This window comes from Sphingomonas sp. C3-2, assembly GCF_033025475.1.
Taxonomy (GTDB): domain Bacteria; phylum Pseudomonadota; class Alphaproteobacteria; order Sphingomonadales; family Sphingomonadaceae; genus Sphingobium_A.
Genome location: NZ_CP130322.1, coordinates 1,254,962 through 1,266,612, shown reverse-complemented (window position 1 = coordinate 1,266,612; position 11,651 = coordinate 1,254,962). Strand labels below are relative to the sequence as shown.

The following is an 11,651-nucleotide window of genomic DNA, read 5'->3' as shown; positions in this document are numbered from 1 at the left end:
AAGCGCGAATATTTTGGGGGTTATTGCATGAGCGTTATGACGCCGGTCGCCGAGCCGCCGGAGTTGAAAAAGTATTCGGGCCTGCAGCGTGCAGCGGCCTTGATGCTGGCGCTCGGCCATGAACATGGCGGCCCCATCTGGGAACAGCTGACGATCGACGAGATCAAGGAACTGTCGCAGGCGATCGCGCAACTGGGCCGGGTGCCGGCGGTTGTCGTTGAGCATCTGCTCGTCCAGTTCTCGGGCGAGGTGTCGAGCATGACGAGCCTGCACGGTTCGTTCGAATCGACCGAACGCCTGCTAGAGGCGGTTTTGCCGCCCGAGCGCGTGAAGGAGATCATGGAGGATATCCGTGGCCCGTCGGGCCGGACGATGTGGGACAAGCTGTCCAATGTCAGCGAGACCGTGCTCGCGGGATATCTGAAGAACGAATATCCGCAGACCGTGGCGGTGATCCTCCACAAGCTGCGTTCGGACCATGCTGCGCGTGTTCTGGCTGAACTGCCCAATGAGATGGCGACCGATGTCGTGATGCGTATGCTGCGCATGGAAACGGTGCAGAAGGACGTGATCCTGCAGGTCGAGCAGACGCTGAAGAGCGAGTTTATGACCAACTTGTCGCGCGCCCAGCGCCGCGATCCGCACGAAACGATGGCCGAGGTGTTCAACGCGCTCGACCGGACGACCGAAGAGGCGATGCTGACCGCGCTCGACGAAAAGGCGCCGGAATCGGCCGAACGCATCCGCGCGCTCATGTTCACCTTCGAGGATCTGGGCAATCTGTTGCCGGCAGCGATCCAGGTGATCGTCCGCAACAGCAACAAGCGCGAACTTGCGCTGGCGCTGAAGGGCTCGCCGGAGGAAATGAAGCAGCTCTTCTTCTCGGGCATGACCGAACGTGCCGCCAAGCTGATGCGCGACGACATGTCCGCGATGGGCCCGGTACGCGCGCGCGATTGCGAAGAGGCGCAGACGAACCTGGTGCGCCTGGCCAAGTCTCTGGGCGACCGGGGCGAGATCGTGCTCGTCGATCCCAAGAGCGACGATGCGATGATTTACTGATCCTGCCCCCAGCGGGGACAGGACAAAGACGATTTGAGAGGCGAGGATGGGGTCTTCCATCGAAATTCGGCCGTTCGGGTTCGATCGCATATTCCGCCAGCAAGAGGCGGTTGAGGACGAGGTGGTGCAGAGCCCCGAACTGCTCGATCGGATTGCGGCCCTGCAGGCCGAGATCGATCGGCTGAAGCGGTCGCATGCGAACCAGCTGGTCGATGCGCGCCGCGAAAGTTTCGAGGCGGCCTTGGCTGAAGCGCGCGGCGAACGCGAGGCGGCGGTGCTGGCGGCGATCGATGCGCTCCACGCGGCGCTTGAAGATGCCGATCAACGGCTGGAACGCGCGGCGCAGGATATGCGCGAGGATGCGGGCGAGGCCGTGCTGGCCGCTGCCGAGGCGATTGCCGGCCATGCGCTGGAGATGCAGCCGACCCGGGCGATCGATGAGGCGCTTGGCCGCGTACTCGACCAGATCGGACGCGGCGCGCAGTTGCGGATCCGCGTCAATTCGGCGCAGGTGGCCGATGTCGAGCAGCTTGTCGAAGTCCGCGCGAGCAAGGAGCGCCGCAAGCTGGTGATCTCGGTGATCCCCGACGACGACATGCCGCAGGGCGATGCGCGTATTTTCTGGGATGATGGCGGTCTGGCCGTAGAACGCGCCGCGCGCCATGCCGCAGTGCTTGAAGAAATGGCGCCTTTGCTGGGCGAACGCATAAAATCGTAAAAGATTTCGTCTGGGCAATAATTGCCTAGCTTCGGTCCTCCTATAATAAACCGAAGCAGGGGCGCGGGCCTTTGCGGATCTAGTTACGAGGCCTGTCTTGAACGGATTGCGGAATTTTGTCGCGCAGATGGGGCCGCGCCGGCTGATGATCATGGGGGGCGTTGCGCTTGCCCTGCTTGTCGGTCTCGGTGCGCTGGCGCTGCGCAGTCCCACGTCGGAAATGGGATATCTCTATACCGACCTTGATCCGTCGGCGGCGCAGACGATCACCGAAAAGCTGAGGGCGCAGAATGTGCCCTTCCAGATTTCGTCGGACGGCACATCGGTGATGGCACCGGTCGACAAGCTTGCCGAACTGCGCATGGCGATGGCATCCGAGCGGCTGGGCGGCAAGATCGGCTATGACGTGCTGGATGCCGAGGAGCCCTTTGGTGTTTCCTCCACCCGCGCCAAGATGAACGAGACGCGCGCGATCGAAGGCGAATTGGCGCGTTCAATCGAAAGTCTCGAGCGTGTATCGCGCGCGCGCGTCCATATCGTGATGCCCGAACGCGCGATGTTCGCCGCCGAACCCCGCAAGGCGACGGCCGCTGTGACGGTGAAGACCAATGGCCGCCTGACCGGTGAGACGGTGCAGGCGATCCGCTATCTCGTGGCGTCGTCGGTTCCCGAACTGGCGCCCGAAAGCGTTTCGATCGTCGACCAGTCGGGTGCGCTGCTGGCGCGTGCAGGCGAGGGCGGCGATGCCGCCGGTTCGCAGATCGAGGAACGCCAGGCCGCCGTCGAGGCGCGCCTGCGCCAGCAGATCGAAACCATGCTGGAGCCGATCGTCGGCACCGGCAAGGTGCGCGCTGAGGTGTCCGCGATGCTCGACCGTGAGCAGACGCGCGAGGAAGCCGAGGTGTACGACCCCGACACGCAGGTGATCGCGCGCCAGGTGACCGTGGAATCGGGCGAGCAGAACAACGAAAACCGCATTTCGGCCGACGGCGCGACGATTTCCAACCAGCTGCCCGAAAACGACCAGGCAATTGCGGGCAATGGCGGCGACAGCCGGAATTCGGCGCGCAACGAAACATCTGAAGACATTACCTTCCAGAACAGCCGCACGCAGAAGGTGAGCGTGCGCAATCCGGGCAAGCTCAATCGCCTGACGGTTGCCGTCATGGTCGATGGCGGCCCCGACGGGCTGCCGCAGCAACAGGTGCAGCGCCTGACCCGGCTGGTCGAGAATGCCGTGGGCTTCGACGCCGAGCGTGGTGACAGCGTGATCGTCGAGAGCATGGCCTTTGCTACCGCCGAAGACATGGAAGGCGCGGATTCGGGTCTGCCTTTCGGCATTACCGCGAGCCAGTTGTTCGACCTGCTGAAGGTGGTGGTGATTGGCGGTATCGTGCTGTTCGCGCTCAACATGCTGCGCCCCAAGCGCTTCCGCGACCAGCGCGCGCTGCCGGCGCCCGCCGCCGCAGGCGCCGAGGGGGCGGAGCAACTACCAGCCCCCGACAGCCCCGAAATGCTCGAACTGGCGACCCGCGCCGCCGATGGCGACGAGGAGGCGATGAAGCAGCTGGAGCAGATGCGCGAGGGCGACCAACCGCTGCTCGATCAGGAAATTGCGCTGGCCCAGGTGGACGGGCGCATCAAGCTTTCGGCCCTGAAGCGCATTGGCGACGCCGTCGCCATCAACCCGACTGAATCCGTATCGGTTATCCGCCAGTGGATGAACGCATGAGAGAGTATCCCATGACCAACGAAAACGAACCGCGCCAACTGGCCCCCACCCAATTCGCCCAGGAAGGCATGGACGCCGTGGGCGGTGATGAAAGCCAGATACGCGCGGCTGCTGTCGAACGCCCCAACACGCCGCCGACGCCCGATGATCTGCAGGCCGTGTATGAAGTGCCGGTGAAGGTGCAGGCCGTTCTCGGTCGTTCGCAGATGGATATCGGCCAGTTGCTGCGCCTGAAATCGGGCGACGTTGTCGAACTCGATCGCCGGGTTGGTGAACCCGTCGACATCTTCGTCAACAACCGGCTTATCGCGCGCGGCGAAGTGGTGCTGATCGACAGCGCACTCGGCGTGACGCTCACTGAAATCGTCCGGCAAGACCGTTGACGGCACAGGCAACATCCAGTGCCTCGGCACGGCTGATGCTGGTCGGCGAGCCCGGCAGCACGCTTCGCGTCGCCGCCGAAATGGCGCGGCGATCGCATGCGGCGCTGTCGGTGTGCGAAACCGAAGGCGCGCTGGAACGGCTGCGCCGCAATGCGGAAAGGCTGGTGATGGTGGACGTTCCGGTCGACGTGCCCGACGTGGTGCAGCGGCTGCGTTCGGGCGAAAGCCTGGCTGATCTGTGCATGCCGCTGGTGGGCCGCACCGTGGCGGATGTGGAACGCGCGCTGATCCTCGAGACACTGGCACATTGCCATGGCAACCGCACCAGCGCGGCCGCGATGCTCGGCATTTCGGTGCGCACGATGCGCAACAAGCTGAGGAGCTTCATGGAAGACGGCGTGGCGGTGATCCCCGCGGTCCAGATCTGAGCCGGTAACGGAGCCCCTTGATGCCCACGAGTTTTGACGATTTCATGAAGCGGCTTGGCCCCGGGCGCGATCTGGCGCTGGCGCTGGGCGTCATCGCGATCATCGCGATGCTCATCCTGCCCATGCCCGGTTGGCTGCTGGATCTTGGGCTGTCGCTGTCGATCACGGCATCGGTCCTGATCCTGATGACCGCGCTGTTCATCGAAAAGCCGCTTCAGCTTTCGAGCTTTCCGACGATCCTGCTGATCGTGACGATGCTGCGTCTCGGGCTCAACATCGCATCGACCCGGCTGATCCTCGGTCATGGGCATGAGGGGCATGACGCCGCAGGCGGGGTGATCGCGGCATTTGGCGAATTCCTGATGGGCGGCGAGACCGTGATCGGCCTCACCATCTTCATCATCCTGATCGTCATCAACTTCGTCGTGATCACCAAGGGTGCCGGGCGTATCGCCGAAGTCGCCGCGCGCTTCAGCCTTGATGCGATGCCGGGCAAGCAGATGGCGATCGACGCCGATCTTTCGGCAGGCATGATCACCGAGCAGGATGCGCGTGAGCGGCGCAGCGAGATCGAGGCCGAAAGCGGCTTTTACGGCGCGATGGACGGTGCATCGAAATTCGTGAAGGGCGATGCGATCGCCGGGCTGCTGATCACCGCGATCAACATCGTCGTCGGCCTGATCGTTGGTGTCGTGATCCACGATGTCGCCTTTGGCGAGGCGTTTCGTACCTATACTATCCTGACCGTGGGGGACGGCCTGGTCAGCCAGATCCCGGCGCTGATCGTTTCCACCGCGGCGGGCCTGCTTGTTTCGAAGGGCGGCATATCGGGCAAGACCGGCGCGACGCTGGCCGATCAGCTGGGCCGTTATCCCAAGGCGTTCGGCCTTGCCGCCGCGCTGATGATCACGCTCGCGCTGCTGCCCGGGATGCCCTTTGCACCGTTCGCGCTGCTGGGCGGGCTGTGCGGCTGGCTGGCGTGGAAGATGAACCGCAAGGCCGAAGCCGATGCCGCGCAGGAGCGGATGGCCGAGGCGGTGGCGCAGGAACAGAGCGCCCAGGTTGAAGAACCGATTTCGCGCACGCTGGCGATCGACGCGGTGCGCATCGAGATCGGCTATGCGTTGCTGCCGATCATCAACGACGCAACCTCCGAACCCCGGCTTGACGATCAGGTGCGCGCACTGCGCCGCCAGATGGCGATCGATTACGGCTTTGTGCTGCCGGCGGTGCGCATTCTCGACAATCTCGCGCTGCAGCCCAACGAATATGTCGTGTACGTCAAGGAAACCGAGACGGCGCGCGGCAATATCCGGCTCGACAAATTGTTGTTGATCAATCCCGGCGGCGGGCCCGTGGGGATCAACGGCGAGGAAACGCGCGAACCCGTGTTCAATCTGCCTGCCTTGTGGATCGACCGCGATCTGCGCGACGAGGCTGGCCTGCGCGGGTTGACCGTGGTGGATTGTGGCACGGTGATCGCGACGCACCTGACTGAGATCGTCAAGGACAATATCGCCGATCTGCTGTCGTACACCGAGACGCAAAAATTGCTGACCGAGGTGCACAAGGAGTCGGAAAAGCTGGTGGCGGATATCGTGCCGGCCAAGATCTCGATCTCGGGCGTGCAGCGCATCCTGCAAAATCTGCTCAACGAAGGCGTATCGATCCGCGACGTGCCGACGATCCTTGAGGGGATTTCGGAAGCCTCGGCGCTGACGCACAATATTGCACAGATGACCGAACATGTGCGCAGCCGGCTGGCGCGCCAGATTTCGGCGCAGAACACCCGCGATGGCACGATCCCGATCGTGACGCTGGCACCGCGCTGGGACGCCGAGTTTGCCGAGAGCATCATCGGCGATGGCGACGAACGCCAGCTGGCGATGGCGCCTTCGAGCCTGCAGGCGTTCATCGCCGCGGTGCGCGAATGCTATGACAAGCTGGCGGCGGACGGGGAGATACCGTGCCTGCTCACCAGCCCCGCAATCCGCCCCTTTGTGCGATCGATCATCGAACGCGTCCGCCCTGCGACGGTCGTTCTGTCGCAGAACGAGATTCATGCGCGTGCGCGCATTCGAACATTGGGCGCGGTTGGTTGAGTGCGACCCGTTCGTCGCAAACCATTCTATAATGAGGACATGGCTTCATACCCGGTGAAAGGCTGAGATGAACATATTCCCGACCGTACCCGGTGCCGGAACCCCGGCCACCGCAAATGGTGCCGCTCGATCGGCATCCGCGGGAGAAACCGGATCTGCCTTTGGCGCGCTGTTGGGTGCCACTGCGGGCTCCGCCACAGCACCCGCACCGACCGGCGTGATGCCGATTGCGACCCAGGCGGTTCCCGCCGACGGGCTGGCGCTGCCCGGCGGTGTGGACGCGACCGTGTTGCCTTCAGCCGCGCAGATGCTTCAGCCGGGCAAGGACGCCATGCCCGAGCAGACACTGGCGGTGCCCGGAAAAGATACCGCAGAGGCAGACCAGACGGTGGTGGTGCCGCAACAGGGCGGCAAGCCTCAGGTTGCGCTGCCCGCCAACAGCCTTGCGCCTACGCCTGTAAAACCCGATGCGACGATGCAGGCGGAACTGGCAGCAGAAGCAGGCGAGAAAATCCTGCCCGAGGACGCGGTGCTGCTGGCGCAGGCCGCACCGGATGAGCGCCCTGAAAACAAGACGAAATCCGCGCCGCTTCCGGTTCCGGTCGGTGATGCGCCGCTTGCCGTCCCGGCGCCCGTTACGCCGCCGCAACCCGCTGCCGAAGCGCGCATGGCGGTGGCTGTTCAGCAGGCGCCTGTGGATAACCCGGTGGTGGATGCCGCTGCTCCTATGCCCGAGCCCAGTCGGACCGCACCGACGCCGGCGCCCATCATGCACGGTGGCGCAGGTGCAACAGCCAATGCGGGCACGCAGGGTGTGGTTCCGGGCAATGGCGCCGAAACCGCACTGGCGGCGACGGACATGCCCGACGGCCTGTCGACGCCGTTGATGAGCCAGGCGCTGCCGGGTGCGACCGCACATCGTACGGCAAGTTTCGACCAGCTTTATGGCGCTGCCCAGGCGCAGCAACCGCACCATGCCGTGGTCGCCGCGCGCCCGGGGCAGGTGGGGCGCGACATGGGCGTTGAGATTGCACGGCACATGGCGGCGGGACGCGAGGAACTGATCGTCCGCATGGACCCCGCTGAACTTGGCCGGATCGATGTGCGCATGACCTTCGACCGTGATGGCGGGCTGCGCGCGTTGGTGACGGCGGACAGCCAGGTCGCACTCGACATGCTGCGGCGCGAGGCGGGGGACCTCAACCGCGCGCTGAGCGAGGCGGGCGTACGCACCGACAGCCAGTCCTTCCGGTTCGACAGCCGGGGCGGTGAGGGCGGCCAGTTCGCTCAGCGCGGACAGCAGGACGGTCGTTCGGGTGGCGATGGCCATGCCCGCGGCGGACAGGGCGCAGGCGAAGACGATGTACCGCAATATCAACGGCTGACGACGAGCGGCCGTGTGGACGTAATGGCGTAAGGAGCATTTGAGATGACAACCGTTAACGGGACCGGATCCGGCGCTGCGGCTGCCGCTGCCACGCAACAACAGCAGCAGACATCGACAATCGCCGCCGATTTCAACATGTTCCTGAAGCTGCTGACCGCGCAGATGCAAAATCAGGACCCGCTCGATCCGATGGATACGAGCGAATATGCCCAGCAACTGGTGCAATATTCGCAGGTGGAGCAGTCGCTTCAGCAGACCGGCGCGCTGCAGTCGATTCTGGCGCAGATCTCGTCGCAGAACATGGCGCAGGCATCGGCCTATATCGGCAAGGAAGCGCGCTTCGATTCAGCGGTTTCGGGGCTGGGCAGCGATCCGGCGACCTGGACCTATTATGTCGATGGCACGCCCAAGGCGATTACCGCAAAGGTAACCGACGCGTCGGGTAAGGTGGTGCATGAGGCGTCGATCGATCCGTCGAACCAGGGGCGCTTCAGCTGGGACGGCACGCTTGCCGATGGCACGCGCGCGCCCGAAGGCGCTTATACGCTGGCACTGACCGTCGATGGCGGCAACGGCGTCCAGCTCAACTCGACAATCAACTCGGTCGGCATCGTCAAGGACGTGGTGACCGACGGCGTAAATATCCTGCTGGGTGTCAACGGCATCCGCATGTCGGTGAACGGGCTGGTGGCGGTTTCTGCCCCGACTTCGGCCTCGCCGGCGCCTGAGCCGACCCCGCTTCCCGCCTGATCGCTTAGCCCTTGTACAAACAAAAAGCCCCGCGCCGGATTTTGGCGCGGGGCTTTTTGTTTATGGAAATGGAATGATGTCTCAGGCCGCTGACGGGTTCGGCTGGAGGCGCGGATCGAACAGGCCGGACATCGCCTCGATCGGCAGGCGCGGGGCCGGAATGGGGGCTTCACCGGCAAGCGGCAGAAGGTCATCTTCGGCGGCCTCGATCGCCATGTCCTCGATCGCACAGCCGGGAATGAGGGGCGCGCTGAGCAGCATCGCCAGACAATCCTCGATCGAGGGATCTTCGGGCGGGCCGAGCGTCTCGAACACGTCTTCGGGAGAAAGGCCGGTCCCGTCCATGCAGCGTTGGGCCGCGGCGCGCCAAAGCGCGGCCGGATCGGCGATGCTGAACTGGAACGTCAGATTGACCCGCTGGCTGCATGAGCGATTGCCAATCGCGGCAATCGCGGATGCGGTGTCATGATGCATTGTCTATCGACCCTCGATGCGAACCAAAACACTGGTCTCGCCTGCCCCCCCGGACAGACTGCTCCTGCTGACCCCCGTCGGCAGTTGCATGGCCGTCTTTGCCGGGGTGGATGCACGACTCCAACTAAGGGTTTTCCCTTAATCTAGTAAAGATCTGAGGTTTTTTTTGATAATACAATTAATTGCATGGACAAAAAAATGACCGGGATGGGCGAACCCATCCCGGTCGGCAAACGAGCGGCCCCATCGGGGGGAGGGGGCCGTCGCCTCCCTTCCTTAGCGGAAGAGCGACAGGATCGTCTGCGGTGCCTGGTTGGCGATCGACAGCGCCTGGAGGCCGAGCTGCTGCTGGGTCTGCAGGGCGGTGAGCTTCGCCGATTCCTTGGCAAGATCGGCGTCCACGAGGTTGCCGATACCGCTTTCGATCACGTCCGTCAGCTTGCTGGTGAAGTTGAGCTGACCATCGATCTTACGCGAAGCTGCACCGAGGGTGCTGAGCTTGCCGTTCACATCGGTGATCAGGCCTTCGATCGTGCCGACCATCGTTGCCGCGTCACCCTGGTCCTTGATGCCATCGGTGGTCAGGCTGGCGAACACGTCGGTGTCCATCGCCTGGTTGGCAACGCTGAGCGTGTCGGAGACTTCGAGCGACTGCAGTGCCGCAACCGTCGTCGTGCCCGAGAAGCTCGAGTCGAGAAGGTTGATGCCGTTGAATTCCGAACCCTTGATGATCGTGTTGACCTGATCACGCAGGGAGTTGAAGTCCTGGTTGATCATGTCGCGCGATTCCTGGCTGATACCAGCGTCCGAAGCTTCATAAGCCTTGGTCTTCATCTGGTTCAGCAGGTCCGAGATCTGCTCGGCGCCGGCAACGGCCACGTCCGTCACGCTCTTGGCGTTCTGGAGCGACGAGGTGACAGCCGAAAGGCCGCCGACGTCGCTGCGGAGCGTCTGAGCGATGGTGAACTTAGCCGAGTCGTCCTTGGTCGATGCAACGTTCAGGCCGGTGTTGATGCGGCTCGAGGTGGTCGACAGGTTCTTGTTGGTCGCATTGAGGGTCTGCAGAGCAGCCATTGCACCAACGTTGGTGTTGATCGAAAACGCCATGTTCTTATTCCTTCTAGGATGAATAAGCCGAATTCTTCGGCTCTGGAGCAGTTGCGCTGCCCCCCGGCGATCCAGATTTGATTTGGTCGCCTTTTATTCTGGGAAGAAAATCAGCCTATCCAAAGCGTTTCGCGCAAATTTTCATGGTTAACGAAGCCTGCCGGAAGGCGCGCAGCAAAAAGGCCGGCCCATGCACGATGCATGGGCCGGCCCCGGCTGGAAGCAACGCTGTTGCGCCGAATTCAGAAGGGGAAGAGCGCGTCGTAGATCTGCTGCCCCCAGCGTGCCTGTTGGGCATCTGTGAGCTGGCCGCGGCCACCATAGCTGATCCGCGCTTCGGCGATCTGGCTGTGACGGATGCTGTTGTCGCGCGCGATGTCTTCGGGGCGGATGACGCCCGAGACGATCAACTCGCGCAGCTCGAAATTGACGCGGACTTCCTGTCGCCCGCGAATGAGCAGATTGCCGTTGGGCAGCACATCGGTAACGAGCGCCGCCACCGTCATGTTGATCTGTTCGCTGCGCGCGGTGTTGCCCGAACCCTGAGACTGCGAGTTGGAATTGGTGTTCACCAGCTGCGCGGGATCGGGATTGCCGGGTAAAACCTTGCCGATCTGGCTTTCGAGCCCAAGCAGTGCTGCAATTCCACCATTTTCCGAGCCGGCCCGCGAGCGGCTGGTGGAGTTGCCGACAACGGCCTTGTCTTGAATATTGATGCGGATGGTGACGATGTCGCCCACGCGCGAGGCGCGCTGATCGCGGAAAAAGGCCCCAGCGCCGGTGCGGAACAGCGAGGCGCTGTTGGCGGGCGTCTCCGGCGCGGGCTGGCCGTTGCGGCCGGCGCGGTGGGCGGCGGCCTGGTTGCCGAGCGAGGGTTCGATGAGCGGTGCGGCGGGATCATCCATCGGTGTCATCTTGGGCGCCTTGCCGACATTGGCGAGGCGACCAGGAACGCCGCAGCCCGACAGCATCGATGCAAGAAGCAGCGCGGACAGGAGCTTTTTCATCCGAAAATCCTTTGAATTCGCGGCGTCGCGGCGATCAGTGGCCAGCGACGCGGACATGGCCGGTGCGTTCGACGACCGCGTCGAGCGTACGATTGGTGCTGAGGCTGATCACGCGGACGGTATCGCCGTTGCCGCCGCCCGAAAGCGCGCGCCCGGCAGTGGTGATCGAGAGCGGCCCGTTGACGAGTGCGATCGTGACGGCTTCGCCGCGCCGCACGGCCTGGGCGCGCATCAGATCGGTGGCGCGTACGGCAGAGCCGGCCATCAATCGGCGCGATGCCTCCATCCCCTCGGCATCGGCCGGGCGAAGCGCGTTGCGCGCCGTCGCGGGGCTGCGCTGTTCGAGCTGGAAATCGGCGGCAGACAGCCTTTCGCCCTTGTCGATCATGCGCGCCAGCACATGCGTGGCGACGGTGGCAGGGCCGGCCGGTGCAGTCTGCGCACCGGCCGGGCCCGCAAGGGCCAGGCCGATAACGCCGAGGAACGGAAGCAGACGCATTG

The 11,651-nt window shown here is 63.8% G+C and carries 12 protein-coding genes; 8 read left to right on the top strand and 4 right to left on the bottom strand.

The window, feature by feature from the left end; genetic code table 11:
• The first annotated feature begins 27 nt into the window (after positions 1-27).
• The 8 genes from fliG (at position 28) to QYC26_RS06135 (ending at position 8,562) form a co-directional block, all read left to right on the top strand.
• The gene (gene fliG, locus QYC26_RS06170) at positions 28-1,062 is read left to right on the top strand and encodes a flagellar motor switch protein FliG (protein ID WP_317514523.1); all 1,035 of its coding nucleotides are present in this window, start codon (positions 28-30) and stop codon (positions 1,060-1,062) included.
• A gap of 46 nt (positions 1,063-1,108) precedes the next feature.
• On the top strand, positions 1,109-1,780 hold the full coding sequence (locus QYC26_RS06165) for a FliH/SctL family protein (RefSeq protein WP_317514522.1): 672 nt from the start codon (positions 1,109-1,111) through the stop codon (positions 1,778-1,780).
• Positions 1,781-1,925: 145 nt separating this feature from the next.
• Complete coding sequence (gene fliF, locus QYC26_RS06160; protein ID WP_317515004.1) at positions 1,926-3,512, top strand: flagellar basal-body MS-ring/collar protein FliF; 1,587 nt, start codon at positions 1,926-1,928, stop codon at positions 3,510-3,512.
• Positions 3,513-3,523: 11 nt separating this feature from the next.
• Positions 3,524-3,895, top strand: coding sequence for a flagellar motor switch protein FliN (gene fliN / locus QYC26_RS06155; protein WP_317514521.1), 372 nt, complete (start codon positions 3,524-3,526; stop codon positions 3,893-3,895).
• A complete protein-coding gene (locus QYC26_RS06150; RefSeq protein ID WP_317514520.1) occupies positions 3,892-4,323 on the top strand; it encodes a helix-turn-helix domain-containing protein in 432 nt (143 codons plus the stop codon). The genes fliN and QYC26_RS06150 overlap by 4 nt, the downstream gene beginning before the upstream one ends.
• Positions 4,324-4,343: 20 nt before the next feature.
• The gene (gene flhA / locus QYC26_RS06145) at positions 4,344-6,425 is read left to right on the top strand and encodes a flagellar biosynthesis protein FlhA (protein ID WP_317514519.1); all 2,082 of its coding nucleotides are present in this window, start codon (positions 4,344-4,346) and stop codon (positions 6,423-6,425) included.
• 67 nt (positions 6,426-6,492) lie between these two features.
• Positions 6,493-7,842, top strand: coding sequence for a flagellar hook-length control protein FliK (locus tag QYC26_RS06140; RefSeq protein ID WP_317514518.1), 1,350 nt, complete (start codon positions 6,493-6,495; stop codon positions 7,840-7,842).
• A 12-nt stretch (positions 7,843-7,854) separates the two neighbouring features.
• Positions 7,855-8,562 carry a flagellar hook assembly protein FlgD gene (locus tag QYC26_RS06135; RefSeq protein WP_317514517.1) on the top strand — a complete coding sequence of 236 codons (708 nt, stop codon included), beginning with the start codon at positions 7,855-7,857 and terminating at the stop codon, positions 8,560-8,562.
• Between the two features lie 81 nt (positions 8,563-8,643).
• Here the strand turns inward: QYC26_RS06135 and QYC26_RS06130 are convergent, their stop codons facing one another.
• The 4 genes from QYC26_RS06130 to flgA all read right to left on the bottom strand — a co-directional run bounded on the left by QYC26_RS06130 (position 8,644) and on the right by flgA (position 11,649).
• On the bottom strand, positions 8,644-9,036 hold the full coding sequence (locus QYC26_RS06130; RefSeq protein WP_317514516.1) for a hypothetical protein: 393 nt from the start codon (positions 9,034-9,036) through the stop codon (positions 8,644-8,646).
• 276 nt (positions 9,037-9,312) lie between these two features.
• The gene (locus QYC26_RS06125) at positions 9,313-10,143 is read right to left on the bottom strand and encodes a flagellin (protein ID WP_317514515.1); all 831 of its coding nucleotides are present in this window, start codon (positions 10,141-10,143) and stop codon (positions 9,313-9,315) included.
• Positions 10,144-10,385: 242 nt separating this feature from the next.
• On the bottom strand, positions 10,386-11,150 hold the full coding sequence (gene flgH, locus QYC26_RS06120) for a flagellar basal body L-ring protein FlgH (RefSeq protein ID WP_317514514.1): 765 nt from the start codon (positions 11,148-11,150) through the stop codon (positions 10,386-10,388).
• Positions 11,151-11,184: 34 nt separating this feature from the next.
• Positions 11,185-11,649: a flagellar basal body P-ring formation chaperone FlgA gene (flgA, locus tag QYC26_RS06115; protein WP_317514513.1), complete on the bottom strand. Its 465-nt coding sequence runs from the start codon at positions 11,647-11,649 to the stop codon at positions 11,185-11,187.
• Between the last annotated feature and the right edge of the window lie 2 nt (positions 11,650-11,651).

Excerpts from the sequence above, each read along its gene's own strand:
- QYC26_RS06140 (WP_317514518.1), top strand. The coding sequence starts at position 6,493 with ATGAACATATTCCCGACCGTACCCGGTGCCGGAACCCCGGCCACCGCA.
- fliF (WP_317515004.1), top strand. The coding sequence starts at position 1,926 with ATGATCATGGGGGGCGTTGCGCTTGCCCTGCTTGTCGGTCTCGGTGCG.
- flhA (WP_317514519.1), top strand. The coding sequence starts at position 4,344 with ATGCCCACGAGTTTTGACGATTTCATGAAGCGGCTTGGCCCCGGGCGC.
- fliG (WP_317514523.1), top strand. The coding sequence starts at position 28 with ATGAGCGTTATGACGCCGGTCGCCGAGCCGCCGGAGTTGAAAAAGTAT.
- QYC26_RS06130 (WP_317514516.1), bottom strand. The coding sequence starts at position 9,036 with ATGCATCATGACACCGCATCCGCGATTGCCGCGATTGGCAATCGCTCA.
- flgH (WP_317514514.1), bottom strand. The coding sequence starts at position 11,150 with ATGAAAAAGCTCCTGTCCGCGCTGCTTCTTGCATCGATGCTGTCGGGC.
- QYC26_RS06125 (WP_317514515.1), bottom strand. The coding sequence starts at position 10,143 with ATGGCGTTTTCGATCAACACCAACGTTGGTGCAATGGCTGCTCTGCAG.
- fliN (WP_317514521.1), top strand. The coding sequence starts at position 3,524 with ATGACCAACGAAAACGAACCGCGCCAACTGGCCCCCACCCAATTCGCC.
- QYC26_RS06135 (WP_317514517.1), top strand. The coding sequence starts at position 7,855 with ATGACAACCGTTAACGGGACCGGATCCGGCGCTGCGGCTGCCGCTGCC.
- flgA (WP_317514513.1), bottom strand. The coding sequence starts at position 11,649 with ATGCGTCTGCTTCCGTTCCTCGGCGTTATCGGCCTGGCCCTTGCGGGC.
- QYC26_RS06165 (WP_317514522.1), top strand. The coding sequence starts at position 1,109 with ATGGGGTCTTCCATCGAAATTCGGCCGTTCGGGTTCGATCGCATATTC.